Origin of the sequence: Synechococcus sp. CCAP 1479/10 (assembly GCF_019038515.1) — a bacterium.
In the GTDB taxonomy this organism is placed as follows: domain Bacteria; phylum Cyanobacteriota; class Cyanobacteriia; order PCC-6307; family Cyanobiaceae; genus Cyanobium.
Map to the genome: position 1 here is coordinate 1 of NZ_JAFKRJ010000047.1, position 25,672 is coordinate 25,672.

General features: G+C 71.1%; 23 protein-coding genes, 1 tRNA gene and 1 pseudogene. 11 read left to right on the forward strand and 14 right to left on the reverse strand.

Annotated elements, in window-relative coordinates; all coding sequences use genetic code 11:
• From KUG39_RS15200 to recA, 4 genes and pseudogenes are all read left to right on the forward strand, one after another.
• Positions 1–580, forward strand: a pseudogene (locus tag KUG39_RS15200) (AAA family ATPase); the annotation flags it as partial.
• A 112-nt stretch (positions 581–692) separates the two neighbouring features.
• Positions 693–764, forward strand: a tRNA-Gln gene (locus KUG39_RS15205).
• 36 nt (positions 765–800) lie between these two features.
• Complete coding sequence (locus KUG39_RS15210; RefSeq protein WP_286194020.1) at positions 801–1,592, forward strand: HAD family hydrolase; 792 nt, start codon at positions 801–803, stop codon at positions 1,590–1,592.
• 171 nt (positions 1,593–1,763) lie between these two features.
• Positions 1,764–2,963: a recombinase RecA gene (gene recA, locus KUG39_RS15215; RefSeq protein ID WP_286193240.1), complete on the forward strand. Its 1,200-nt coding sequence runs from the start codon at positions 1,764–1,766 to the stop codon at positions 2,961–2,963.
• A gap of 39 nt (positions 2,964–3,002) precedes the next feature.
• On the opposite strand, the gene KUG39_RS15220 is transcribed toward recA, so the two are convergent.
• The 3 genes from KUG39_RS15220 to KUG39_RS15230 all read right to left on the reverse strand — a co-directional run bounded on the left by KUG39_RS15220 (position 3,003) and on the right by KUG39_RS15230 (position 5,231).
• Positions 3,003–3,368, reverse strand: a complete 366-nt coding sequence (locus KUG39_RS15220; protein ID WP_190611513.1) for a DUF1815 family protein — start codon at positions 3,366–3,368, stop codon at positions 3,003–3,005.
• Positions 3,369–3,493: 125 nt separating this feature from the next.
• Positions 3,494–3,745: a DUF2839 domain-containing protein gene (locus KUG39_RS15225; protein WP_216916237.1), complete on the reverse strand. Its 252-nt coding sequence runs from the start codon at positions 3,743–3,745 to the stop codon at positions 3,494–3,496.
• Between the two features lie 28 nt (positions 3,746–3,773).
• Positions 3,774–5,231, reverse strand: a complete 1,458-nt coding sequence (locus KUG39_RS15230; protein ID WP_190611514.1) for a helicase — start codon at positions 5,229–5,231, stop codon at positions 3,774–3,776.
• Between the two features lie 43 nt (positions 5,232–5,274).
• Here KUG39_RS15230 and KUG39_RS15235 point away from each other — a divergent pair, with 43 nt between their 5' ends.
• The 4 genes from KUG39_RS15235 (at position 5,275) to KUG39_RS15250 (ending at position 8,883) form a co-directional block, all read left to right on the forward strand.
• Positions 5,275–6,177 (forward strand): prephenate/arogenate dehydrogenase, encoded by a 903-nt coding sequence (locus KUG39_RS15235; RefSeq protein ID WP_216916240.1) that lies wholly within the window; start codon positions 5,275–5,277, stop codon positions 6,175–6,177.
• A gap of 71 nt (positions 6,178–6,248) precedes the next feature.
• Positions 6,249–7,370 (forward strand): magnesium/cobalt transporter CorA, encoded by a 1,122-nt coding sequence (gene corA, locus KUG39_RS15240; protein ID WP_216916243.1) that lies wholly within the window; start codon positions 6,249–6,251, stop codon positions 7,368–7,370.
• A 170-nt stretch (positions 7,371–7,540) separates the two neighbouring features.
• Positions 7,541–7,918 carry a hypothetical protein gene (locus KUG39_RS15245; protein WP_094584915.1) on the forward strand — a complete coding sequence of 126 codons (378 nt, stop codon included), beginning with the start codon at positions 7,541–7,543 and terminating at the stop codon, positions 7,916–7,918.
• On the forward strand, positions 7,897–8,883 hold the full coding sequence (locus tag KUG39_RS15250; RefSeq protein ID WP_216916246.1) for an ATP-grasp domain-containing protein: 987 nt from the start codon (positions 7,897–7,899) through the stop codon (positions 8,881–8,883). Before KUG39_RS15245 ends, KUG39_RS15250 begins: the two co-directional genes overlap by 22 nt.
• Here KUG39_RS15250 and KUG39_RS15255 read toward each other — a convergent pair.
• From KUG39_RS15255 to KUG39_RS15295, 9 genes are all read right to left on the reverse strand, one after another.
• Positions 8,835–9,545, reverse strand: coding sequence for a hypothetical protein (locus KUG39_RS15255; RefSeq protein ID WP_190611519.1), 711 nt, complete (start codon positions 9,543–9,545; stop codon positions 8,835–8,837). The genes KUG39_RS15250 and KUG39_RS15255 overlap by 49 nt on opposite strands.
• Positions 9,546–9,665: 120 nt before the next feature.
• Entirely contained in the window at positions 9,666–10,376 is a 711-nt protein-coding gene (locus tag KUG39_RS15260) for a class I SAM-dependent methyltransferase (RefSeq protein ID WP_216916249.1), read from the reverse strand.
• Positions 10,377–10,385: 9 nt separating this feature from the next.
• Positions 10,386–11,198 (reverse strand): META domain-containing protein, encoded by an 813-nt coding sequence (locus KUG39_RS15265; RefSeq protein ID WP_216916252.1) that lies wholly within the window; start codon positions 11,196–11,198, stop codon positions 10,386–10,388.
• Between the two features lie 16 nt (positions 11,199–11,214).
• The gene (locus tag KUG39_RS15270) at positions 11,215–11,364 is read right to left on the reverse strand and encodes a hypothetical protein (RefSeq protein ID WP_158219505.1); all 150 of its coding nucleotides are present in this window, start codon (positions 11,362–11,364) and stop codon (positions 11,215–11,217) included.
• 54 nt (positions 11,365–11,418) lie between these two features.
• Entirely contained in the window at positions 11,419–12,474 is a 1,056-nt protein-coding gene (locus tag KUG39_RS15275) for a metallophosphoesterase family protein (protein WP_216916255.1), read from the reverse strand.
• 70 nt (positions 12,475–12,544) lie between these two features.
• Positions 12,545–14,029, reverse strand: coding sequence for a mechanosensitive ion channel family protein (locus tag KUG39_RS15280; RefSeq protein WP_216916258.1), 1,485 nt, complete (start codon positions 14,027–14,029; stop codon positions 12,545–12,547).
• Entirely contained in the window at positions 14,026–16,182 is a 2,157-nt protein-coding gene (locus KUG39_RS15285; protein ID WP_216916261.1) for an adenylate/guanylate cyclase domain-containing protein, read from the reverse strand. The genes KUG39_RS15280 and KUG39_RS15285 overlap by 4 nt, the downstream gene beginning before the upstream one ends.
• Before the next feature lie 131 nt (positions 16,183–16,313).
• Entirely contained in the window at positions 16,314–19,421 is a 3,108-nt protein-coding gene (locus KUG39_RS15290; protein ID WP_216916264.1) for an efflux RND transporter permease subunit, read from the reverse strand.
• The gene (locus KUG39_RS15295) at positions 19,421–20,644 is read right to left on the reverse strand and encodes an efflux RND transporter periplasmic adaptor subunit (RefSeq protein ID WP_286193241.1); all 1,224 of its coding nucleotides are present in this window, start codon (positions 20,642–20,644) and stop codon (positions 19,421–19,423) included. Before KUG39_RS15295 ends, KUG39_RS15290 begins: the two co-directional genes overlap by 1 nt.
• A 173-nt stretch (positions 20,645–20,817) precedes the next feature.
• Between KUG39_RS15295 and KUG39_RS15300 the strand changes: the two genes are divergently transcribed.
• Positions 20,818–21,369 (forward strand): PadR family transcriptional regulator, encoded by a 552-nt coding sequence (locus KUG39_RS15300; RefSeq protein WP_216916267.1) that lies wholly within the window; start codon positions 20,818–20,820, stop codon positions 21,367–21,369.
• A gap of 51 nt (positions 21,370–21,420) precedes the next feature.
• Here KUG39_RS15300 and KUG39_RS15305 read toward each other — a convergent pair whose 3' ends face one another.
• Positions 21,421–22,014 (reverse strand): hypothetical protein, encoded by a 594-nt coding sequence (locus KUG39_RS15305; RefSeq protein WP_216916270.1) that lies wholly within the window; start codon positions 22,012–22,014, stop codon positions 21,421–21,423.
• A gap of 90 nt (positions 22,015–22,104) precedes the next feature.
• On the opposite strand from KUG39_RS15305, the gene KUG39_RS15310 reads away from it, so the two are divergent.
• Positions 22,105–23,367, forward strand: coding sequence for a serine hydrolase domain-containing protein (locus tag KUG39_RS15310; RefSeq protein WP_216916272.1), 1,263 nt, complete (start codon positions 22,105–22,107; stop codon positions 23,365–23,367).
• On the opposite strand, the gene KUG39_RS15315 is transcribed toward KUG39_RS15310, so the two are convergent.
• Complete coding sequence (locus tag KUG39_RS15315; RefSeq protein WP_286193243.1) at positions 23,339–24,064, reverse strand: hypothetical protein; 726 nt, start codon at positions 24,062–24,064, stop codon at positions 23,339–23,341. The genes KUG39_RS15310 and KUG39_RS15315 overlap by 29 nt on opposite strands.
• Between KUG39_RS15315 and KUG39_RS15320 the strand changes: the two genes are divergently transcribed.
• Positions 24,055–25,611: an FAD-dependent monooxygenase gene (locus tag KUG39_RS15320; protein WP_216916274.1), complete on the forward strand. Its 1,557-nt coding sequence runs from the start codon at positions 24,055–24,057 to the stop codon at positions 25,609–25,611. The two genes, KUG39_RS15315 and KUG39_RS15320, sit on opposite strands and share 10 nt — an antisense overlap.
• The last annotated feature ends 61 nt before the right edge of the window (positions 25,612–25,672 follow it).

The window sequence follows — 25,672 nt, forward strand, 5'->3', positions numbered from 1 at the left end:
CCCCGCCCCCCTGGCGGTGGTGCCCCTGCCCGATCCGGCGGCCCCCCGGCCGGCCGCTGCCACCGCCGCCCCGGCGCTGCCCGCCCTGCGGGTCTACGGGGTGGGGCTGGCGGCCCAGCAGCTGGAGGAGGCCGTGCGCCGCCGCCAGCTGCCGGTCCAGGTGGTGGAGGGCCCGGAGCAGGCGGATGCGGTGCTGAGCGTGCGCGGCCAGCTGGGGCGCGACCCGGAGCTGCGCCGCCAGGCCCGCGACCTCGGCCTGCCGATCCTGGTGATCAAATCCGACACCCCCCACCAGCTGCAGCGGGCCATGGAGCGCCTGCTGGAGCGGCGCCGGGGGGGAGGCGGGACGGACGGGGAGGAACCGGCCGCTCCTGCCCGCCTCGACGACGCCCATGGGGCCCTGGAGGAATGCCGGCTGGCGGTGGAGCAGGTGGTGCTGCCCGAGGGCCGGCCGGTGGAGCTGCTGCCCCGCAGCGAGGCGGTGCGGGCCCTGCAAGCCGAGCTGGTGCACCACTACCGGCTGCGCAGTGCCGTGTTCGGGCGCGGCCTGCAGCAGCGGCTGCGGGTCTTTCCCGCCTGAAGGGGCCTGCCGCCGGGGTGGACGCCGGCGAGTTGACGAAGGACCAGCCGCTGTGGGTAACTAGCAAGGCGCCGGTTTCGGACCGACGCCTGTCCCATCCCATGGGCTTGATTGGGCCGTCGCCAAGCGGTAAGGCATCGGGTTTTGGTCCCGACATTCCTAGGTTCGAATCCTAGCGGCCCAGTTTTTTCTCTCCTTCCAACCGGTGCCTGAACGCCCGTTGCTGGTGTTCGATTTCGATGGCGTGCTGGTGGACGGCATGGCCGAGTACTGGTGGTCGGCCCGGCGGGCGGCCCTGGCCCTGGTCGCCGGGGACGCCGGTGAGCGCGTCGCCGGGGACGCCGCCCCCGCCGCCTGGCACCTGCCGGCGCAGGCGCCGCCGGGGTTCGCCCTGTTGCGGCCCCTGATCCACAAGGGCTGGGAGATGGTGCTGATGGCCGCCGAGCTGGGACGGTCCGACGTCGATCTCGACGCCGCCCTGGCCGATTACGACACCTTCCTCGGGGCGGCCCTGCGGCGCTGGGGCTGGACCACCGACCAGCTGCAGCAGGCCCTCGAGGGGCTGCGGGCCGAGGCCATCGCCGCCGACCCCGACACCTGGCTGGCCCTGCACCGCTTCTACCCAGGCGTCGAGGCGCGCCTGCGCCGCCTGGCGGCGGAGGGGGCCGACTGGGCGGTGCTCACCACCAAGGGCGGGGCCTTCGCGGCCCGCCTGCTGGCCGCCGCCGGCCTCACGCCCCTGGCCCTGTACGGCCACGAACAGGGCAGCAAGCCGTCGGTGCTGGCGCAGCTGCTGGCCGGGCATGACCCCGCTGAGCGTCCCCTGTGGTTCGTCGAGGACCGCCGCCCCACCCTGGAGCTGGTGCGGCGCACCCCCGGGCTGGAGGCGGTGCGCTGCTATCTGGTGTCGTGGGGGTACCTAGGCCCCGGGGACGGGGAGGGGCTGGCTCCCCTGGGCATCCGCTGGCTGGAGCCCGTCGGTTTCGAGGCCCCCCTGGCGCTCTGGCCATGAACCGCTAGAGTACGCCCGTACTACACGGGATTGATACGCCGGCCGCTCCGGGTGGCACTGGTTCTCCAGAGGTCGCAGGATGGCGCCCGGTTCCGGCCCCCTTTCCCATCCCCCACCCCGCGCCTGCACGGCTCCTGCCGGCTGCGGCCCGTTCCATCACCTACCCCCACCATGCCTGCCGATTCCAGGGCCACGGCCGCCGCCGCAGCGTCTTCCTCCTCCCCCTCCACCTCCTACGTGTCCGCCGCCGCCCCCAGCGGCGATCCCCGGGCCGCCGCGGAGCGCGACAAGGCCCTGGGTCTGGTGCTCACCCAGATCGAGCGCAACTTCGGCAAGGGCTCGATCATGCGGCTGGGGGATGCCTCCCGCATGCGGGTGGAAACGGTCCCCACCGGGGCCCTCACCCTCGATCTGGCCCTCGGGGGCGGCTATCCCAAGGGCCGGGTGGTGGAGGTCTACGGACCCGAGAGCTCCGGCAAGACCACCCTCACCCTCCATGCCATCGCCGAGGTGCAGAAGCGCGGCGGCGTGGCGGCCTTCGTGGATGCGGAGCATGCCCTCGATCCGGTCTATGCCGCCGCCCTCGGGGTCGACATCGAAAACCTGCTGGTCTCCCAGCCGGATACCGGCGAGATGGCCCTGGAGATCGTTGACCAGCTGGTGCGCTCGGCCGCCGTCGACATCGTCGTCGTCGACTCGGTGGCGGCCCTGACGCCCCGGGCCGAGATCGAAGGGGAGATGGGCGACCTGGCGGTGGGCAGCCAGGCCCGGCTGATGAGCCAGGCCATGCGCAAGATCACCGGCAACATCGGCAAGTCCGGCTGCACGGTGATCTTCCTCAACCAGCTGCGCCAGAAGATCGGCGTCACCTACGGCAACCCGGAAACCACCACCGGTGGTAACGCCCTCAAGTTCTATGCCTCGGTGCGCCTCGACATCCGCCGCATCCAGACCCTCAAGCGCGGCACCGAGGAGTACGGCATCCGGGCCAAGGTGAAGGTGGCCAAGAATAAGGTGGCGCCCCCCTTCCGCATCGCCGAGTTCGACATCCTCTTCGGCCGCGGCATCAGCACCCTGGGCTGCCTGCTCGATCTGGCCGAGGAAACGGGCGTGGTCACCCGCAAGGGCGCCTGGTACAGCTATGAGGGGGACAACATCGGTCAGGGCCGCGACAACACGATCGCCTGGCTGGAGCAGAACCCCGGGCCGAAGGAGGTGATCGAGACGCTCACCCGCCAGAAGCTCACCGAGGGTTCCGAGGTCACCGCCAACTCGATGAAGCCCCTGGCGGCGGCGGCCAAACTGGCGGCCGCCAAACCTGCGGCCGGTGCCGAGGCCGCCGAGCTGGAGGAGCTGCCGGCCGCGGGCTGATCCCGGGGGCCCCTGAACCAGGCCCCCGGGGCGCCTGGCTCAGGGCTGGGCCGGCAGAGCCGCTCCGGAAGCCCTGGTGCTCGCCGCGGCCGGCTCGGCCGTGGGCTGCAGCACCAGCACCACCCGCTGCAGTTCCTGGATCGCGTCGGCGCCCTCGAGCTTCACCAGCTCCTGGCCGTTGCGGGACTCCACCCAGCTGATGCCGAAATCGGACACCAGCAGCCGCACCATGTGGTTGTCACCCAGGTCGGCGACGAAGGAGGCGCCATGGCCGTCGCGGCCGTCGCCGCAGGTGTAGCAGGTGGCTACATGGCCCTGTTTCCGCAGGGACACTGCCAGGGCCTGGAGGCTCAGGATCAGATCCTCAACGGCCGAGCGGTACTGCTCGGCCAGACGGAGAAACATGGGTCGTTCCCATCACGATCCGCAGATCATAAGGATTTCTTCCGATTCTCGCCAGGCGCTGCGGCGCTGATGGGGAGACCCGCACCCAGGAGACCCGCACCCAGTAAGCCCCCCGGTGTCCCTGCTCAGCCGTCGGCCAGGGTCCACCAGCCCGCCGCCGGGCCGATGAAGCGCACGGTGACCCAGAACAGGGCCAGGGCGCCGATGCCGATCCAGGCCCCCTTGGTGGTGATCGCCACGAAGCGGGAGGCCTGGTCGCGGGTCAGGGGCAGCCAGTCGACGATCCGGGGGGACGTGTCGACGGTCTTGGTTTTGCTGGCGCGTGGCTTGTCGCGGGGCGGCAGACCCTGCTCGGCCCGGCGTTTGGCTTCCCCCATCAGGCGTTCGGTGGCAACTGGCAGCAGGCTAGGAGTCGGGCCGCAACCGGTTCAGGGCCACCCAGGGCTCCAGGGCGGTGAACACCAGCCGCCCCCAGCTGCGGCCCCGCAGGCGGCCGTCCAGCACCGCCAGCCGGCCGCCGCTGCGGCGCAGTCCCGCCACGCCCCGCTGCAGCCGGTTGAGGGCTTCGGGCAGCAGCAGTTCCCGGAACCAGTCACGGCCCTGCTGGCGCAGCACCCCCACCCGGGCCGCCGTGAGCGGATCCTCCAGGCTGGCGATCGGCAGCAGGCCCACCACCACCTGGCAGGGCAGGGGCAGGCGCGGCTGGTTCTCCAGCCACCAGTCCCAGCTGCAGCACACCACCCCGTTGCTCTCCGGGGCCAGGTTCTGGTGGCAAACGCGGCTGCCGAACTCGGCGGCCAGGCCGCTGGCCAGGCCCAGGCAAAGGGCCGGATCGTCGATCAGCACCACCGACAGGCCGCCCTGGCCCAGGACCAGCCGCCGGCCCTGCTCCAGCAGGTGCTCGGCGTACTGGGGACTGTTGGGCAGGGGCTGGCGCAGGGGGGCGTAGAGGGGCAGGGGGTCGGAGAGGGGGGGATCGGCCAGGTCCAGCACCACCGCGGGCTTTAGCCCTAGGGCGGCACCGGAGGCGGGCTGGCCCTCCGCCGCCCGGCCGGTGGCCAGCTCCCCGATCAGCACCGCCCCCCGCCCCACCAGCAGGCCGGCCAGTTCGTTCAGGGGTTCGAGGGGTTGCCGCAGCAGGTTCCACTGCAACAACGACGGATCCACCCGGGCCCAGCTGCTCCAGCCCGCCCCGGCGCTCAGCCAGCGGGGCCAGGGCTCGGGGAGGGGCTCCAGCAGCCGCAGCAGGTGGCGCAGGGGGGCTTCGTCATCGTCGGCCAGGGCCACCAGCCGGTGGGGGGAGCGGGGATGGGCGAGCACCCGGCGGCTGAGCCGTTCGTGCAGGGCCAGCAGGCAGCCTTCGGCGCTGGGCTGGACGCGGCGCAGCTGGTCCCAGTGGCGGGGCTCCAGCTCCACCTCCAGGGCCTCGCGCAGGGCCGCCTCCAGGGTCTCGGCCTCGGGGATCACCAGTTGCCGTTCCCCCAGTTCGCCCTGGCGCCAGGCCGTCACCAGCTCGCGGTGGTCGAGCAGCCATAACGGGGTGCCGGCGGGGGCCCCGGGCCCTTCCCAGCAGGCCAGCTCCAGGCCCACGCTGCGCAGCCGGGGCCACTCCACCCGCAGCAGCCGCTGGCGCAGGGACGGGGTGACCACCAGGGCCAGGGGGACCTCGCTGAGGGCCAGGGGCACCAGCAGGCTGATCCACCAGCTGGGGGCGGTGCCGGGGGCCAGCCGTACCAGGGTGTGGTCGGCCCGGCGCAGGCTGCGGGCCACCAGGCGGCTGAGGGTGAGGTGATGGGGCCAGCGTTCCACCCCCTCTCGCTGCAGGAGAGCCTTGAGGTGCTGGTGGGCGCGGGCTTCCAACATCGCCGGATCGTAGGAAGCTGGCTCCAGCCGATCCGCAGCGACGATGACACCCCTCTGGCAGCGCGAACCGGTGGGGGTGGTGGGCCTGGGGCTGATCGGCGGCTCCCTGGGGCTCGATCTGATGGCGGCCGGGGCCCAGGTGCGGGCCCTGGTGCACCGGCCTTCCACCGCCATGCGGGCCAGGGAGCGGGGGCTGGCCAGCGTGGTGAGCACCGATCCGGCGGTGCTGGCGGGCTGCGGGCTGGTGCTGCTGGCCCTGCCCCTCGACCGGCTGCTGGAGCCGGATCCCGCCCTGCTGGCGGCCCTGCCGGCCGCGGCGGTGATCACGGATGTGGGCTCGGTGAAGGGGCCGGTGCTGCGCCGCTGGCGCCAGCTGCTGGCGGCGAGCGGCGGCGGCCCGGCGGCGTCCCGCTTCGTGGCCTCCCATCCGATGGCGGGCACGGCCCGGGCCGGGGTGGAGGCGGGGGAGAGGGGGCTGTTCCAGGGACGGCCCTGGGTGGCGACCCCGGAGCCGGACACCGACCCGGCGGCGCTGGCGGCGGTGCGGGAGCTGGCGGAGGCCCTCGGGGCCCGCTGGCTGTGCTGCGACGCCGAGGCCCACGACCGGGCCGTGGCCCTCATCTCCCACCTGCCGGTGCTGGTGGGGGCGGCCTTGCTGCAGGCGGCCGACGCCGGGGGCGATGCGGCCTGCGCCACCCCGGAGGTCGGGGCCGGCCTGGTACGGGCCCTGGCCTCCAGCGGCTTCGCCGACACGACCCGCGTCGGCGGCGGCAACCCGGAGCTGGGCATGCTGATGGCCCGTTCCAATCGGGAGGCGCTGCTGGAGGCCCTGGGGCACTACCGGCGCTCCCTGGCCGGCCTCGAAGCGATGGTGCGGCAGGAGGACTGGGGCGGACTGGAGCAGTCGCTGGTGCTCAGCCAGCAATTGCGGCCCGACTTCCTCTGACGCGGCCCGACTTCCTCTGACCGTGGGATGCCGATAGGCTCCGTGCCACATCGATGCCTCCGGGCCCGGCGATGAAGACCAGGCCATCGCGACCGTCTCCGCGCATCCGCGGCGCCAGTGGCGCCACGGGCGGCCGTGGAATCCGCAGTCGCCGGATCCGGCCCGGGTCCTCCCCGGGCACCGTGGTGTTCGTGGGCGAGCAGCGGCTGGCCAAGGTGCAGATCGATGTCATCCATTACGACGCCGATGGCTGGTCGGAGCATCGCGATTTCACGGTGAACGGCTGCGCTGAAGCGGTGACGGAGGGCAGCATCACCTGGATGAACGTCAGTGGCGTCCATGACGTCGCCCTGGTGGAGCGTCTCGGCGAGTGCTTTGGCCTGCATCCGATGACCCTGGAGGACATCGCCAATACCACCCAGCGACCCAAGGTGGAGGAGTTTCCGGGCTATGTCTTCATGGTGTTGAAGATGATCGCCTTCAACGAAGACACCCAGACCATTGACATTGAACATGTGAGCGTCGTCCTCGGCGATCACTTCGTGATTTCCTTCCTTGAGGATGACGGCGACGTCTTCGACGGGGTGCGTGACCGGATCCGTTCCTCCGGCGGCCGGATCCGCTGGATGAAGGCCGACTACCTCGCCTACTCCCTGCTGGACGCCGTTGTCGACCATTACTTCCTGGCCGTGGAACGGATGGGCGACATCATCGAGGAGGTGGATGATCGGCTGCTGGAGGATCCCCATCCCGGCGACATCAAGGAGATCCATAGCCTCAAGCGCTCCATCCTCAGCCTGCGCAAGGCCGTCTGGCCGATCCGGGAGGAGGTGGCCATGATCGTCAAGAGTGAGTCCTCTCTGCTGACGGCCGAGAGCCGGGTGTTCTGGCGCGACCTCTATGACCACTGCATCCAGATCATCGATCTGGTGGAGACCCACCGCGACATTCTCGGGGGCATGCATGACACCTACCTCTCGATCCTCAGCCATCGGATGAACGAGGTGATGAAGGTGCTGACGATCATCTCCACGATCTTCATCCCGCTCACCTTCATTGCCGGTGTCTATGGCATGAACTTCAAGGAGATGCCCGAGCTGGAGTGGCGCGGCGGCTACTACTCGGTGTGGGGGGTGATGATCGTGATCGGCGTCTCCCTGTACCTCTATTTCCGCCGCAAGCAGTGGCTCTGAGGGCCGCACCGGGATCCGCGGTGGTTATGTAGCCAATGCCACTGATTTTGGCTTTTCTTTCTCCCCGCTACGGATCATTGCCGCACCGGGCCGTTCGTGGGCGGAGGCGGCACCCGTTTCTACGGTTGCTCAGGATGCGTTGAGCACGCGTGAGTTTCCTGAGTGATGCGATGCAGCTCCTGAGGGACGCCGGCACGGCGGCGGGCCTCTCCGAAGGGGCGATCCAATGCCATGCCGGCTGCTACCGGGAGAATCTGTCCCGCTGCAGCGAGGCGATGCTGCAGTACGAGCGGGTGTGGCTGCAGCAGCAGCTGCGGGCCCTGCGGGACTGCGAGGGCCATCCGGTGCTGATGGCCCGGGTGGGCGGAGAGGATCGGCTGCGCGCGCTGGTGTCCCAGAGCGTGCTGTTCCAGCTGCTGCTGCAGAACGAGTTCGCCCGGCGCGGCCTGACGCCCGAGGAGCCCCGCGGACCGGTGGTGGCGGCCGAGGAGGCCTGGGAGATCACCAGCGTGCAGGTCAAGCGCGAGTGGGGGATCCTGCCCACCTGAAGCGGATCGCCCTGCTGCACCTGGGGCGGATCCACGACGAGACGCCGGCGCTGCGCGCCCATCTAGCCCGGCGCGGCATCGCCAGCGAGCTGGTGCCCCTGCCCCCGCTTGCGAAGGATGGCGCCCCTGCTCCTGACTGGGGACGCTTCGATCTGGTCAGCGTGCGCGACTGCCGCGGCAGCCACCGTCACGGCGACTTCCTGCCCCGGCTCCGGGCCCTGGCGCAGCAGCTCGAAGCCCTCGGGGTGCCCCTGGCGAACCCCCTTCCGGTGATCGAGGCCGGCCATGCGAAGAACGCCTACCTGCCCCGGCTCGCGCAGGAGGGGGTGGCCCTGATCCCCAGCCGCTGGCTGCCCCGCGGTTGGTGCGGATCCCTGGTGGAGCTCCTGGACACGTGTGGTTGGCAGGAGGCGGTGCTCAAGCCGGCGGTCGGCTCCCTTGGGTGGCACACCTACCGGGTGCGCCGCGAAGGAGCGCACCTGACGATCACGGCAGCCGATGGCAGCCGGCCTGTGGTCACCGGCGCGATGGCGGCCGGCGCGGTTGATGGCTGGCTGGCCGCCCTGACCCGGGACGGAGAGGTGTGTCTGCAGCCGTTCCTGCCCGCGGTCTGCCGGGACGGGGAGTTCAGCGCCGTGATGCTCGGCGGACGTTTCTCCCACGCGGTGGCCAAGACCGTGGCGGCCGGCGGCTGGATCGCCCACGAACGCTTCGGGGGCTGCAACACCCCGCGGGAGGCCAGTGCGGCGGAGCGACGGTGGGCCGAGGCGATCGAGGAGCGCCTGCGCCGGCGCTTCGGGGTGCTGCCCTATGCCCGCATCGACGGACTCCGCGATGGGGCGGGCGAGCTGCTGCTGCTGGAGTGCGAGCTGGTGATCCCGCGCCTGTTCCTGGGTGAGGGCGAGGCCTTCGACCGTTACGCCGAGGTCCTGCTGGGCCCCGCCAGCACCCGCATGGCCTGGTAGCCGTCGAGGGTGGGGGGTTCGCTTTCGGGCAGCTCCTCGGAGCGCAGGGCCACGGCCACCGTCGCGACCCAGGGGCGGGTGCCCGTGTCGGTGGGGAACACCAGCACCACGGTGCCGGCCGAGGGGGTGGTGGCGGGATCCTCCGCCACGATCTCCAGGGCCACCCGGGTGCGGCGGCACTGGAGGGCACGGGCTTCCAGCAGGGCCACGAACTCGTCGGTGTTCCAGCGCGCCTCGGTGCCCTGGCAGGGGAAGCGCTCACTGAGTCCGGCGGCGCTCAGCTCCTCGATGGTGCTGCCGCGGCGCCCATCCCACACCAGCAGCAGGTTGGCGTCATGGCTGAGGGCGTTGTGCTCGACCCGTTCGCGATCCAGCACCAGACGACGCTCGAGGCCCTGCTTCTCGGCGGGCATCGAGAGACACACCTTGAGGGCCTGGGCCACCTCACAGCTGCGCCCTTCGCAGAACCCCCGATGGGCGGTGAGGATGTCGTCGGCAGCGGCCACGATCTCCAGGGCCGGCAGGCTCTGGGTCAGCTCCTGCATCATGGCGTTGAACAGAACACCCCCATCACCGAAGGGGCCGCGGTCGGGATCGGTGGCCTCCAGCATCTGATCGATGGCGGAGCGCACCAGCTCCCGCCTCCAGGTCAGATACGTCATGGGGAATCACTCCGGGTGCAATTTTTTTCAGTGTGTCGCCAGGCGCGAAAACAAGCCACGAGCTGTTACATTCCCCAGCTTTTGTATGAATAGCCACTGTTCAAGGTGTTGGATTCGTGATCAAGCGGCGACGCGTTGCAGCCGCAGCATCGGCGTTTCACCCTCGAAGCCTTCGTCGTAGGCCGTGTCCTCGAGCTGCCCCTGCCAGCCAGGCGGCAGCGTGGCCAGCAGGGGCTCCACCCAGGGATGGACCTTCGGGCGCCGCTCGATCGTGTGGGCGGGGTAGAGGCGCACCTCCCGCCGGCTCACCCGCAGCAGTTCGGCCAGGGCGCGGCGGTGCCATTCCAGGTCGAAGTCGGGTTGTTCGCTGAGCCCGCCGTCGGCGATCGGTGCGTAGCAGAAGAGCAGGTGGCCGCAGAGCACCAGATCGAAGCTGGCCGTCTCGAAGGGAAGGCTGGGCAGCGCCGCCGCCCGGTAGGCCTCCGGGTGGCCGCGCCGGTCGGCGAGGAACGCCTCCAGGGCCTCCAGCTTGCCTTGCTCGAACCGGGACAGGTCGAACTCCGGCCGCAGCGAGTGACTGCGGGCCAGGCGCTCCATGGTGAAGGCGACGTCGTCGCGGCAGCGTTGTTCCAACTCCGCCAGCGACAGGTCGTAGAGGGGGTCGGCCGCCACGCTCTCCACCCCGGCGGCCCGGGCCAGGGCGGTGAACGAGCCGGGACCGCCCGGGCAGTCGAGCACCCGCTGGCCGCGCCAGTCGGCCAGGTCGAGGTTGAAGAAGGCCAGGGCGTCGGCCCCGGTGCGTCCGAAGAACACCACCCTTGGCAGATCCATACGTGTTCCTCAGGGCCCCGCGATGCGGCGCAGACTCAGGGCGATGGCCCCGTCGGCGCGGCGCAGCTCGAGGGCGTCGCCTTCCAGCCGCAGCGTGACGGCCGTGGGCAGGGCGGTCAGGAACTGCCGCTCCTGCTCCATCACCCCGGCGCCCGGACAGCGCCGGCGGGTCGCCACTGGCGTGCCGATGCGCAGGCGGGTGCCCTCCAGCCGCAACGGGGCGGTGAAGCTGTTGCAGCCCGCCGAGCCGGCCAGCTGGCCGCCCTTGAGGACACGCAGCGACAGAGACGTGCCCAGGATCGGGCTCACCAGGGCCTGGCGGCCGTTGTTGAAGCCCGCCACCCGCCAGGTGCTGCCCACCAGCTGCTGCGCCTGGGGCGCCAGCACCAGCAGGGTCCGGCCATCGGCGGCGAGCAGGCGCAGGCGCCCGCCGTCGAAGCGGAAGCTCCGGCTGTTGCGCAGGGCGCTCTGGAAGGCCTCCGCCTGCTGCATCACCACCGGCGGGCAGGCCATCTTCGTGCTCATGCCCCGTTGCGACACCTGCAGGGCCGTTCCCCGCACGCTGACGGGGGCGCCATAGCGGTTGCAGCCGTCGCTGCCCGCCACCCGGCCGTTCTCGAAGCGCAGCGTCAGGCTGGTGCTCCCCACGGGCGGCCGTTCCCCCAGCCGCTCCACCACCCAGGCGGTGTTCTCCAGCCGGGCGGCGGCCGCGGTGGAGGCGAGCGCCGCGGCCTGGGGAGCCGCCGGCAGGAGCACCAGAGCGGAAACGCCGGCCAGGCCGGCCAGGAGGGTCCGGGGGCGGCGCTGTTCGTTCGCTTGCATCGTGATCACAGGGAACTCAGGAACCCAGGCGGGAGGCGATCCAGGCGCCCATGCCGCCGGCGGAGGGGTGGGGCACCGCGTCGCGGTCGAGCCACCAGAACGAAAGGGCCAGCACGTTCAGACCGATGACCAGGGCGTAGATCCGCCAGCCTTCCGGGAGCTTCATGACGTGGGCCTGCGATGGCGGCGACGATAGAACCGCCGCCGCTGGCCCCGTCCCTCAGGCGCCCGGCCGCCGTGGCAGTTGCCGGCCGGCGGCGTCGCTGAGGGCGCGGGGCAGCCGCTGGGGGTCGATGGGCCGCAGGGCGCGCAGATCGAAGCTGGTGTCCACCAGCCGGGGCGGGCTGCCGACCAGATCCAGCACGGTGAGGGTCTGGAAGGGGGTAGTGGTCTGGCCCAGCAGCCGGCGGGGGCCGCTGCCCATGGCCCCGAGGTGGAACAGATCCAGCTGGCCGAGGCGGGCCGGGAAGTAGGCGTGCTGGTGGCCGCTCACGTAGGCCTCCACCCCGTGGCGCTCCAGCAACTGCTGCAGGGCCGCCGGCTGGGCCAGCACCTCCCCCGGGCGGTCGCGGCCCTGGCTTACGGCCCGCAGCGGCAGGTGGCCCACCACCAGACGCCGGCCGGCGGAGCGGGCGGCGGGGCCCGCCAGGACCCGCTCCGCCCAGCGCAGCTGCTCCGCCGGCACCTGGGCGGTGGAGGCGTCCCACACCAGCACGAAGGCGTCCTTCTGGCGGATGGCGTAGTGGAAGGGGAAGTCGCCGCTGTCGACGAACGTCAGCCCGAGGGCGTCGCGGCGCGCCCGCCAGAAGCGGGCCGCCTCGCGGCGGTCGTCGTCGAAGAGGAAGCGGCCGCCGGAGCGGGCGCCGGAGGCGTCGTGGTTGCCCATGGCCGGCGCGAACGGCAGGCCGGCGCGGCGCAGCGGACTGAGAACGCTGCGATCGAAGCCCGCCCACATGGCGGCCAGCCGCGCCTGCCCCAGCCCCGCCTTCTGGCCCGCCACCATGTCACCGGCGCAGATCACCAGATCCGGGCGCAGCGAGGGGATCAGGGCCACGCCCCGGTGCACCTCGTCGATGTAGGTGGTGGAGCCGTAGGAGGCGTTGAGGTCGCTGATCAGCACCAGGCGGGTGCCGCCGCGGGGTGGGGCCACCAAGCCGGCGGCTGCGGCCAGGTCATCGGCCAGGGATCGGGCCGGCCGGATTGCCTGCCAGAGGCCCGCCCCGAGGGCCAGGCCCGAGAGGGTGAGCAGCTGACGGCGGCCAAGGGGCGGTGGCATGGGGCGGCAGCGGGGGTGGACCACGGCAATCCTGACGCCGGCAGCCCCTGGCTCCGGCAGGGGCCGCCCTTCACATCAGGCCAGGTTCCTGGCTGCCGAAGGGGGCCTGGGTCTGGGCCTGGGTCGTCTCCTGGATGGCCAGGCGGCGGCTCTCCAGGATCTGGCCGATCTCGCGGGCGAAGCTGGGCTGGCGGTCGATCATCTGATTGACCACCGTGGCGGAGATCTTCATCACCTCCAGGTCGTTGCTGGCCGCGATCGTGACGGCGCTGGGTTCGCCGGAAAACAGACTCATCTCACCGAAGAATTCGCCGCTTCTGAGGGACAGCAGTTCGCGATCCTCGCCGGTCCCATCGCGTCGGGTCATCAGGGCCTGACCGGCCACGATGATGTAAAGGGCGTTGCCCATCTGGCCCTGGCGGATCACCTTTTCGCCGGCGGCGAAATGCTGCAGGGAAATCCCGGAGGCGGAGGGGGTGACGCTGTCGTCCTCCCGGTTGATCGGCACGTAGGAGGGGATGGCCTGCAGGCTTTCACTGAACTTCTTGGCGAGGCCCTTCTGCTGGCTCGTGGGGCCGTGGAAGTTGTAGACGGTGCGGATCGGGAAGGGGATGGAGAGATTGTTGCGTTTGGCCGCGTACCACACCCGGGTCATGAAACGTTCGCGGATCTGCTCGATCTCGCCGTAGTCACGGATGAAGAACTTCACCTCATAGGTCACGGCGGAGTCCGCATAGGCGAGGGTGAACACATCGGGCTCGGGATCCAGCAGGATCCCCTTGGTTTCCAGGGCCGTGCTCTTGAGCACCTGCCGGGCCAGGTTGGGGGGATCGTTGTAGGAGAAACCGATCTGGATCCGCTCGGCATGGATCGGGGTGGGTTTGGTGAAGTTGCGGATCACCTCGCTGCTGATCAGCTTGTGGGGAATCACCACCATCTCCTGCTCCAGGGTGAGCAGGCGCACGGCGCGCCAGTTGATGTCGATCACCTGGCCCACCACGCCGCCCACCTCGAGCCAGTCGCCCACCGTGAACGGCCGCTCGAACAGCAGGGCGATGCCCGACATGACGCTGCCGAGGGTGTCCTGCAGGGCCAGGCCGATGACGATCGAGCTCACCCCGAGGGCGGTGACCAGGCCGGCCAGATCGGCGTTCCACACGGTGGCCAGCACGAAGGCGGTGCCCAGCAGGATCAGAAACAGGCGGGCCAGATCGATCAGCAGCTTGGGCACCCGGGACCGCCAGGTGTCGGCTTCGGCCTGCTCGAACAGGATCACGTTGAGCAGGGAGAGGGAGGCGTGGATCACGCACACCCAGAACACCGTCTCCACCGTGCGGAACAGGCGGGTGCCGGGATCCATCTGGAGCAGGTGCTGCAGGAAGACCAGCAGCGCCAGCATCGGCACCAGCACGTCCCGCACCAGCCGCACGGTGCCGGCGATGGCCCGCCGCCGCCGCTTGAGCCGGTGGATGATTTCCCCCAGCAGGATCGTGGCCAGGGGGAAGCCGAAGGCCAGGCCGATCCCCCAGAGCCAGATGGGGGTGGGGGTGCTCATGGGGCGCTGACCGGCTCGCCCGCCGCCGCCGCGGTGGTGCTGGTGAGCCGCCAGACCTGCAGGGCGGGCTGGGCCTCGGCGGCCGCGCTGGTGCGCTCGAACTGGTAGAGGTCCTCGAGCCGGTGATGCACCACCGCCGAGACGAGCACGGCCCCGGCAGGACTCACCTGGCTGAGCAGGTGGGCCGTTTTCACCGTTTCTCCCCAGATGTCGTAGACGACCCGGCTCTTGCCGACGATGCCGGCGAGGATGTCGCCGGAGTGCACACCGATCTGGATGCCGAGGTCGAAGCCCCGCTCCAGGTTGAAGCGCCGCAGGATCCCGAGCATTTCGATGGCGAAATCGAGGGCCCGTTTGTCGTGGTCGAGATAGGGCACCGAGAGGCCGCACACGGCCAGGTAGCTGTCGCCGATCGTCTTCACCTTCTCGAGGCCGAAGCGTTCGGCCAGGTCATCGAAGGAGGCCACGAGGTCGTTGAGAATCGCGAGGGATTCATGGGCGCTGAGGGTGGACACGAGCCGGGAGAATCCCTTGAGGTCGGCGAACAGGACGGCCACGTTGCTGACCTCCTCGGCGATCTGGGTTTCGCCGCGCTGCAGACGGCGGGCGATGGCGGCGGGGAAGACGCTGAAGAGCAGCTTCTCGTTCTCCTGGTTCTTCTGATCGACCAGGGCCGTCTGGGTCTGGAGGCTCTGCACCACGGCATTGAAGGACTGGGCCAGCTCGCCGAACTCATCGCCCGAATTCAGGGCCGGGATGCTGGTGAGTTCGCCGGAGGAGACCTTGCGGGCGCTGTCGATCAGCTGCTGCACCGGCTTGACGAACAGATGGGCCAGGGCCATCGCCAGCACGGTGACCACCAGGATCAGCAGGGTGACGGTGATCAGGATCTGATGCTGGAAGGCGTGGATCGGGGCGTAGGCCTCCGACAGGTCCATCTGGGCGAGGATCACCCAGTCGAAGCCCTTGATCTGCAGGGGGGCGTAGGAGCTGAGCACCGGCACGCCTCGGTAGTCGATCACCTGCTGGGTGCCGCTGCCGCCGGCGATCGCCTTGGTCACGGCCGGGGTCGCCACCGGCTGCTGCAGGATCGTGGTGCCGTACTGGCGCAGGCGGGCGATGGCATCGTCCTTGACGCCGCGGGAGGAGAGCTGGGCCAGGTAGGCCTTGGGATCCTCCAGGTAGAAGCGCGAGGCGGAGCGCATCAGCGTGTCCTGGCCCACCAGGATGGTTTCCCCCGACTCGCCGAGGCCGTCCTTCTGCCAGGCCTGGTTGCCGGTCATGACGTTGTTGATCTCGTCGACGGGCATCTGGAAGGCCAGGACCCCCACCAGGGTGGAGCCGTTGTAGATGGGGGCGGCGATGAAGGAGGCGGGGGTGCCGTAGGAGGGGGCGTAGGCGGCGAAATCGACCAGCTGGGTGAAGCCCTTCTCCTTGGAGGCGATCACCTGACGCACCAGCTGGGCGAGGTTGCTGTCCTTGTAGGGGCCGTTCTGGAGGCTGGTGGCGTAATCGGTTTCCTTGAAAACGGTGTAGACGATCTGTCCCTGCGGGTTGATCAGGAACATGTCGTAGTAGCCGAATCTGGCAACGATGTTGCGGAAAATCGGGTGATAGCGGCCATGCACTTGGGAGTAGGTGCTGCCGTCGCGGGCGGCCACGAGCTGCTGCTTCTTGCCGACGGGATTGGGGTTGGCGGCGATGTAATTGTACTGGAGGTGCCGCGTGGCCTTCCCGTTGGGGAGATAGGCGGGCAGATTCGGTGTGCCGGAATGGATCTTGTCGAGGCGCGGCAGGAACTGGGTGCGGTAGTAGTTCTCTAACGCCTGCCCTGACCCGGCAGGCTCGGGTGCGGTGGCGAGCTGGCGATAGGCCGCGTCGAACTGCTCGACGGCGGCAATGATCGACAGATCCTCACTCAGGGTCTGGGTGTGATTCTGGATGGTTCGGAAATAGGACTCAATCTGATAGGCCTTGGAGGCGCGAACGCTGGTGAGCTGATTGAAGACGCGATCGGTGAGATTGATCTGGCCACTGCGATAGCCCAGGGCGGCGGAGAAGAGGGTGGAAAAGCCACTCACCAGAAGCAGCATCAGGATCAGCTTGGATTTGATGCTGAGCTGATTCACCGAACCCCTGGAGAGGTGACGCATCCACACCAGAGCTGTGACCGCTGAAATGCAGAACGTCAGCGTAGTCGGCCGATTCCACTGTTTTGTATTGATTGCAACCCTTCACTTCGCCGTGGCCTGCCGGGGCACCGCGTCGCCTCAGGGCCGGCGCTTCATGCCGCAGAGCTCTGACCAGGAGCCAGGGATGTCGGGTCAGCCGCGGCTTTGCTGGCCCGCGCCAGCAGGCCATGGGCGGCCGGCACGTAGTACAGGGCCAGGGCCGTGGCCCCCACCAGGCCGCCGCAGACCGCGATCGCCAACGGCGGCCAGAAGCCGGAGGGATCGAGCATCAGGGGCAGGAAGCCGACCACGGTGGTGATCGTGGTGGCCAGCACGTGGCGGGTGGCGTGCAGCACCACCGCGGCGGTGGCGGCCGGATCGCCGCTGCGGGCCAGTGGATCGGTGCGGATGGCGGTGAGCACCACGATCGAGTCGTTCACCGCCAGCCCGATCAGCCCGAGGGTGCCGAGGATGGCGGTGAAGCCGAAGGGCGAGCCGCTGAGCCTCAGGGCCAGGGCCGCCAGCCCCACGGACAGCAGCGCCACCGAGGCGATCAGGGCGGCCATCCGGAAGGAGCGGAAGGAGAGCACCAGGGTGGCGGTCATCAGGATCGCCAGCACGCCCACCGTGGAGAGCAGGTTTCCGACCGCCTCGCCGCGGGCATCGGCCTCGCCGCCGTAGGCCAGGCTCACACCGGCCGGCAGCTGCCAGCCCTCCCGCTCGAGCTGGCGGCGGAAGTCCCGCAGCACGGACTCCGGCAGCGCCCCCGCCGTCAGGAAGGCCTGCACCGTGTTGACGCGCTGCCCGTCGCGCCGTTCGATCGCGGCCAGTTCCGGCTCCAGCCGCAGCCCGGCCAGGGCCCCGAGGGGAATCGGAGCCTCGCTGCCGGGCGCCACCAGATCCAGGGAGGCCACCTGCTCCAGATCGCTGCGCTGGGCCTCGGCCACCCGCACCCGCACCGGAACGGTGGTGACCCCCTCCAGGATCGACCCCCCCACGGTTCCCTCGAGGCCGCCCTGGAGCTGGCGGGCGATGGCGCGGTTGTCGAGGCCGCTGCGGCGGGCCTGCTCCTCGTCCACCGCCAGGGCCAGACGGGGCACGGCCTCGCTCAGGCTGGCGGCGGTGTGGGTCACCGGCTCCAGCTGGGCCAGGTGGCGGCGCAGCTCGTCGCCGGTGCGGCGCAGCTGCTCCAGATCGGCCCCCTCCAGCCGCAGCTCGATCGGCGCCTCGAAGGGGGGCCCCTGCTCCAGCTGCTTCACCAGGATCTGGGCCTCGGGGAACTCCTGATCCAGCGCCTGCTGGAGGGAGCGGATCGTCGTCCGCACCCCTTCGGCCCCGCGCAGCTGCACCAGGCCCTGGGCGTAATGGGGGGCGTTCTCCTCGGAGGCGATCACGTTGTAGAAGAAGGCCGGCGCGCTCTCGCCGAGAAACCAGTGCACGTCGTCGACGTGGGGGTCCTGACGGATCCGCTGCCGCACCGCCATCGCCAGGGCCTCGGTGCGCCCCAGGGCGCTCTGCTGGGGCAGCCGCAGCTCGATCTGGAATTGGTCGCGGTTGGTGGGGGGGAAGAACTGCTGCTCGAGGCTGCCGATGGCCAGAAACCCCAGCAACGGCAGCAGCAGCGACAGGGCCACCCCCTTCCCGGGATGGCGCAGGGTCTGGAGCAGGGAGCGGCGGTAGGGGCGGTCGAGGAGGGCCGGGGTGATCCCCTGCTCCCACCAGCGCACGCCTGGCCCCAGGGGCTGCCAGGGCTGCAGCCGGGCGGTGAGGGCCGGGATCACCGTGAGGGAGAGGAACAGGGAGCTGGCCAGGGCCAGGATCACCGTCAGGCCGATGGTGCCGATGAATTCCCCGGTGGCCCCCGGCGAAGTGGCGATGGGCACGAAGGCCAGCACGGTGGTGAGGGTGGAGGCCAGCAACGGCACCAGCAGGTACCGCACCGAACGGCGCACCGCCTGCCCGGCGCTGTCGCCGGAGCGCAGCCGCTGCTGCACCTCGTCGACCACGACGATGGCGTTGTCGATCAGCAGCCCCAGGGCGATCACCAGGCCGGTGGCCGACATCTGGTGCAGGGGCACCTCCAGCACCCGCATCCAGCCGAACACCATCAGGGCCGACAGGGGCAGGGCCGCCCCCACCACCAGGGCGGCCCTGCCGCCGAGCATCAGCACCGACACGGCCACCACCAGCAGCGAGCCGGTGATCAGGTTGCCGATCACGCCGTCCAGGCGCTCCTGGACGTAGCGGCTCTGGTCGAGCACGGTGTGCAGCCCCAGGCCCGCAGGCAGGCTGGCGCGCACCGCGTCGAGCTGGGTGCGGGCCTGGCGGGCCCAGAGGTCGACCCGGGAGCCGGAGGCCACCGTGGCCGACACCACCACGGCCGGCCGGCCCCGCACCAGGGCCAGGCGGGCGGCGGGTTGGCGCACCCCGCGGCTGACGTCGGCCACCTGCCCCAGGCGGGCGCCGGCCCCATCGGCGCCGCTCTGCAGGGGGATGGCGCGGATGCGCTCCAGGGAGTCGAGGGCGCCATCCACCTCCAGCAGCAGCTCGCTGCGGGGGCCCCGCACCTGGCCGGCGGCCTCCTTGGCGTCACTGGCGGCGATCCGTTCGGCGAGCGCGCCCGGGGTGAGGCCGAGCCGGGCCAGCTCCCGGGCGCCGATCTCCACCCGGATCTCCTCCTCCGGTTCGCCGCTGAGCTCCACCCGGTCGGTGCCGGGGAGAGCGCGCAGGCGGCTGGCCAGGTCGTCGGCCAGCCGGGTCAGCAGGCCCAGGTTGGCGGGGGTGTCGAGCTCCCAGGTGAGGCCGACGATCAGGGCGCTGGCGCCGATGTTGCCGTCGCGGAATTCCGGGTCGGTGGCCTCCGGCGGCAGGTTTGGGGTGGCGTCGTCGATCTTGCTGCGCACCTTCCCCCACACCGGCGCCACCTGGCGGATCGACTCCTTGAGACTCACGGCGATCACCGAGGTGCCGGTGGAGGAGGTGGAGTCGAGATGGTCCACCTCTTCCAGCTCCAGCAGGGCCTCCTCGAGGGGTTCGGTGACGAGGGACTCGACCCGCTCCGGGGTGGCCCCCGGCAGGGCGGTGACCACCAGGGCGTTGCGCTGGGTGATCAGGGGGTCCTCGAGCCGCGGCAGGGTGAGCAGGGCCGACAGCCCCCAGACCACCACCAGCAGCAGGGTGAGCAGCTGCAGCTGGCGGTTCCGGTGGAAGACATCGAACATCAGGGCGCCTCCGTGACCCGGACCCCGGGCACGACCCGGTGGGTGCCGGCGGCGATCACCCGGTCGCCGGGGCGCAGGGTGCCGCGCACGAGGGAGCGGTCGCCATCGGTATGCAGGGGCTCCACCAGGCGCCGGACCACCTGGCGGCCCTGCTCCGGCGAGGGACCGGCGGGGCCCAGCACGTACACCGACCAGAGGCCCCGTTCGGCGGCCACCAGGGCGGTGGTGGGCAGCCAGAAGCCGGCGCCCGTTTCGCTGCGCCGCAGGCTGAGGCGGCCCGTGGCCCCCACCGGCAGGTCCTCGGCCGGCAGCCTCAGCACCACTGTGGCGGTGCGGCTGCCGGCATCGAGTTCCGGCAGCAGGGCGCTGACGGTGGCCTGCAGGCGCCGATCCCCCACCCGCACCGGGTGGCGCTGCCCCGGCCGCAGGCCCCGGGCGGCGTCGGGGGGCACCCCCACCCGCAGCTCCAGGGGGGCCGCCTCCACCAGGGTGATCAGCGCCTGGCCGCCGCTCACCACCACGCCCTCATCGAGCCGCCGCCGGCTCACCGTGCCGTCGAAGGGGGCCACCAGCACGCTGCGGGCCAGGTCGACATCGATCTGGCGCAGGCGGGCCTCGGCCTCCTCGACCTGGCCTTCGGCCTGGACGAGCCGACTGCGCAGGGCGGCGCTGCCGTGGATCTGCTGGTCGAGGTCCTCGCGGGAGATCGCCCCCTGGGCATGGAGCCGCCGGCGGCGGTCGCGCTGCAGCTCCGCCAGGATCAGCTGCTGACGTACCTCCTCCACGGCGGCCCGGGCGACATCCCGCTGGGCCAGGGACTGCTGGCGCTGGGCCCGGAGCCGGCGGCGATCGAGGTGGGCCAAGGGCTGGCCGGCCACCACCCGGTCCCCCTCCTCCACCAGCACCCGCTCGAGGGTGCCGGGCAGCTCGAAGCCGAGGCTGCTGCTGCGGCCGGCCACCACCTCACCGGTGTAGTCGCGGCTGGTGAGGAACCGGCTCACCGGCTGGGCGGTCACCACCGCCACCGGCAGGGGGCGCTGGACCTGGGGGCGGGGTTGCCGGAACACCGCCACGGCGATCGCGAGGCCGGCGCCGGCCGCGGCGATCGCGATCGGTGGCCCCCAGGAGGGGGGCCGGCCCCAGCGGGTCCGTCGCAGGGCGCTCAGCAGCGCTGGCGGCGTCGCTGGGGGCGTCCCTGGTGGCGTCGCGGTGGCGGAATCCATGGGGGGACGGCGGCGGGACCCCCTCTGCCCGGCACGACCTGTGCCAGGCACAGAGCTATGCAACAGATTGGGTATGCGCCAAAGTGTATGCACAACTTGTTGGGCAGGTCAATCGGTTCCGGCGGCGGCTGGGTCAGGATCGACTCCCCAGCCGCTGCGATCTCCCCCCTGTCATGGCCCTGGCGCACACGATCCTCACCGTGCTCTGCGAGCGGGACGCCAGCGGCTACGACATCAGCAAGCAGTTCGAGGAGACGATGGCCTGCTACTGGACCGCCAGCCAGCAGCAGATCTACCGGGAGCTGGCCCGGATCGAGGCGAACGGCTGGGTCCGCTGCCAGGTGGTGCCCCAGCAGGGCCGGCCGGACCGCAAGGTGTACGCCATCACCGAGGCGGGCCGGCGGGAGCTCAGCCAGTGGGCCGCCGAGCCCTCGCTGCCCACCCCGATCCGCGAGGACCTGCTGGTGAAGGTGCTTGGCGGCCCCTACAGCGAGCCCGCCCAGCTGCTGGCGGAGGTGCGCCGCCGCCGCGCCGTCCATGCTGGCCAGCTCGCCTCCTATCGGGAGAAGGAGGCCCTGGTCCACAGCCATCCGGCCCTGCCGCTGCAGGAGCAGTACCGCTATCTCACCCTGCGGCGGGGCATCCTGTTCGAGCAGGAATGGATCCGATGGTGCGATGAGGTGATCGCCTTCCTGGAGGGGCAACCACTGGCGCCCGGAGGCTGACGCCATCGGACCTGCGGACCTGACGCACCGCGCCGTGGCGGCCCCCCAGGCTCAGGGCCCGGCCGGCTCGAGGACGCGATGGGAGGGAATCGCATCGAGGGCCATCAGACGACGCTCCACGGCGGGTCCGTTCGCCTGCAACCAGGCCGCCATGGCGTCCCCCGTCTTCGGGCCATAGAGGCGGTGGCTGACGATCACCGCAGTGCCGCGGCCGTCTGTCAGGCGCCAGCGGGCGAAGACGGCCTCGCTGAAGGCGCGGGTGGGGAAGAGGGCCACGACCAGGTGCTCGGCGGGGCGGTCGGCGGTGCGGGGAATGGAAGCCGTGCGCAGCACCGTGGCCCCGTGGCGCCGGTAGTTGCCAAGGGCCCGGTTGGCCATCTCGGCCAGCCCCTCGCCGTCGCTGACCCCGGGGTAGGTGTTGATGGTGACCATGTCCGTCCAGCGGCTCAGGTCGTCCTGGCCCGCCGGGGTGAACTCGTGCTGGTGCTGGGACGACCAGCGCAGCCGGTAGGTCTGGCCGGAAAAGTCCAGCGTCACCGGGGTGGCCGGGGGGCCGGCTGCCGCGGGCGTGGCCATCGCTCCGCTCAGCGCAACAGCCACCAGCAGCGGGGCGGCCCAGCGACGCAGGCCATGGGGGCTGGGCATGGCACGTCGCAACCAGGGGCAGGGTAGGAAGTTCACCGGGGACGGCAGGCGCCAGGGCGCGTAGCGTTGCCGCTTGCTGCCCGAACCGGTGTGGATCGTCGCTGGTTCGCCCCACAGGGACGACGGGTCCTGGCAGCCCTCCTGGCGGGTTGCCTGGGCGGAGCGGGACCCGTCCAGGCCGGGACCGCTGACGGGGGCCCGCCGGCGGTCTCACCCCAGGCGGCCGGCATCCTGCGGATCGTTCGTCAGCGCATGGCCGACGACCATCTCAGGGCGGTGATCGTGCGCGTCACGATCGACGGCAAGGAGGTGGTCACCGAGGCGATGGGCGAATCCATGACGGGCGTGCCCGCCACGGAGGACATGCACGTTCGGAATGGTGCGATCGCCATCTCCTACGTGGCGACGCTGCTGCTGCAACTGGTCGACGAGAACAGGGTGAGCCTCGACGACAAGCTCGCGAAGTGGCTGCCGGAGATCCCGAATGCGGAGCGGGTCACCCTCGGTCAGCTCGCCCGGATGACCTCCGGCTACCGCGACTACGTGATCGGCAATGCCGCGTTCGAAAAGACTGCGTTCGAGAACCCGTTCCGGCAGTTCTCCGTGCAGGACCTGCTCGCCTACGCCGACCTGAAGACGCTCTGGTACGAGCCCGGCACGAGCTGGAACTACGCGCACACGAACTACCTCCTGCTGGGCCTGGCGCTGGAGCGCATCACGGGCCAGACGATGCCCGTGCTGATGCAGGAGCGGATCTTCGGTCCCCTGAAGCTCCGCAACACACGGGACCCCGGCGGAACACCCGCGATCGCGCCGCCGGTGTTGCACGCCTTCTCGTCGGAACGGCGCCAGGGTCTCGGCATCCCGGCGGGGACGCGCTTCTACGAGGAGTCGACCTTCTGGAATCCGTCCTGGACGATCACCCGCGGTGCGGTGCAGTTCACCACCATCCACGACATGGCCACCTCCGCCGAGGCGATCGGAACGGGCCGGCTGTTGTCGCCCCAGAGCCACAGGCTGCAGATCGCTCCGACGCTGCGGGGCTTCGGCCGGCCGATCGAGGGCTGTGCGACCTGCACCACCCTCAGCGACTTCTACACCTATGGCATCGGGATCGTCCTCTCGGGCCCCTGGCTGCTGCAGAACCCGCTGTTCTCCGGACAGGCCGGGGTGATGGCCTATCTGCCCTCACGGAAGATCGCGGTGGCGGTGGCGGTCACCTTCGACGAAGGGGCCTTTGATGCCAGCGGTGGTTACTGCAATGCCGCCGATGACATCTTCCGCGCGATCGGCGCCTATCTGGCGCCGCAGGACGCCCCGCCCGTCAAGGCCCCTGCCAGAGAAAGGTGTTGAAGGATCGCTCGCCCAGCTGGCTCCGGTACTTCAAGGTGTTCTCGCTCGAGAGACTCACCACGGCGCCGAGCCGGTCGGCCAGCTTGAGGCATTGCTGGAACTGCGGGGCGCTGTAGCACTGCACATCGAGCTGGTTGCAGCCCGCCGTGGGCAACAGGCTGGCCTGGAACGGCTGGATGCTGCAGAAGATCGGTTTGGGGTACAGCCGACGCAGCAGATAGAAGTCCTCCAGGGAGTAGTTGGCGAAGAAGTGATCGTCCACCTGGATGCCGTCGCCATGGCGGGCCTCGTGCACCAGATCGCTGATCCCCAGCGCCCGGTACTGGGGAGACTGCACCCACACCACCGGCATCAGTCCCTGGAGGCGGGCCGCCTGGGCCGCCTCCCGCTGCATCGCCTCCGACACCTTGCGGACATCGAGGAACACCACCTTGAAGTCGCTGGCCCGGATGTCGGCCATCACCCCGTTCAGTGACTGCCGGGAGGCGTAGTACCAGATCTGGGGCTGGGACAGCCAGGTGCCGTTGGGGGCCGCCGCCGCCGCTGCCGTGCTGAGGGCCAGGGCCGCGGCCAGGCCGACGGTCGTGGCGGTGGCCAGGGAGCGGAATGGGTTGGCCAGGACCGAGCCCCGGGGTGCGTTTAGTGTGCCCCGCGCTGGCCCTCGCCAGCTCGACCCGCCCGGGCGCCATGCCGTCATCCCTTCCCAGCCAGACCTGCGTGCTCGTGGTGGGGGCGGGCCCCACCGGCCTGCTGCTGGCGGGGGAACTGCAGCGGCGCGGCGTTCCCAACCTGCTGATCGACGCCCGGGCCGAAGCCCTGCACTGGGACCGGGCCACGGTGATCCACCCCCTCTCCCTGGAGATCTTCGAGGCGCTGGGGCTGGTGGACCGGTTTCTCGAAGCCGGCTGCCGGCAGCGCCGGATCCTCATCCACGCCGATGGCCAGCGGCTGGGGGAACTGGATCTGGCCGAATGCGGCAGCCGCTTCGGCTTCAACCTCGGCCTCTCCGAAGAGGTGACAGAAACCATCCTCACGGACCATCTCGAGGGGCAAGGGGGCACGGTGCACCGCTCCTGCCGGCTGGCGGCTCTGGCGCCCCACGGCGAGGGCGTGACCGCCACGGTGGACGGCGACGGGCGGGAGCAGACCGTGCAGGCCCGCTGGCTGGTGGGTTGCGACGGCCTGCGCAGCACCACCCGCGCGCTGAGCGGCCTGGACTTCGAAGGCCATGGCATCGCCAGGCCCTGGGCCGTGTTCGACGCCGCGGTGGAGGGCTGGGCCGACAGCCACGAGGTCAACGCGGCGTATCTGGACGCCTCGCCCCTGATCCTCACGGCCCTGCCCGACGAGCGCTGGCGGGTGTACCTGCGGCCCGCCGCCGAGGAGGGCGATCTGGTGGCGGAGGCCGCGGCCGTGCTGGGGCGCTACCTGCCGGAAGCCCGTTTCAGCGGCGTGGAGAACCCCAGCCGCTTCCACTGCCATAGCCGGGTGGCCAGCGCCTTCCGCGCCGGGCCCGTGTTCCTGGCCGGCGATGCCGCCCACGTGTGCTCCCCGGCCGAGGGGCACGGCATGAACTGCGGGCTGCACGATGCCGCCAACCTGGCCTGGAAGCTGGCCCTGGTGCACCAGGGGGCCGCAGATCCCGCCCTGCTGGACAGCTACGAACAGGAGCGGCGTCCGGTGGCCCAGCAGATCTGCCGCTCCGGCGACGCCACCGAGCAGGCCCACGGGCTGCAGGAGAGCGGTGAGCGCGCCGCCCGCGACCGGGCGATCGCCGCCATGCTGGCCAACCCGGTGGCCCGCCAGCAGGAGGTGGTGGCGGAAACCGAGATGAACGTCAGCTACGCCGGCTCGGCGATCATCGGCGGTGGTGCGGGCCAGCCCTTTGGTGCCGGACAGCGGTTGTCCACCACGATCGCACTGCCGCCCGGGGCCGGCGCGGATCGGCTGCACGCGCTCACCCACCGCTGCGGCCACACGCTGCTGCTGCTGGCCGGCCCGGAGACGCCCCCGGAGGCCATCGCCGAACTGCAGGCCGAACTGGAGGCGGACCGGGCCGCCGGAGCGGTGCCGCCGGCGCTGGTGGAGGCGGTGGTGACCGTGCGGCTGGAGGAGGCGCCCAGGCTGGGCCTGGGGCCCATCACCCTGCTGGCGGTCCGGCCGGACGGCTTCATCGGCCTGCGGGCTGACGTCGATCACCGCAGCGCGGTGCGGCGGTATGGGGGGCTGGTGTTGGGCCGCTGAGCCCGGGACGGGCAAGCAAGCGCCTTCCCAGCCTGCAGCGGGTGGCCAACCCCGACAGTCC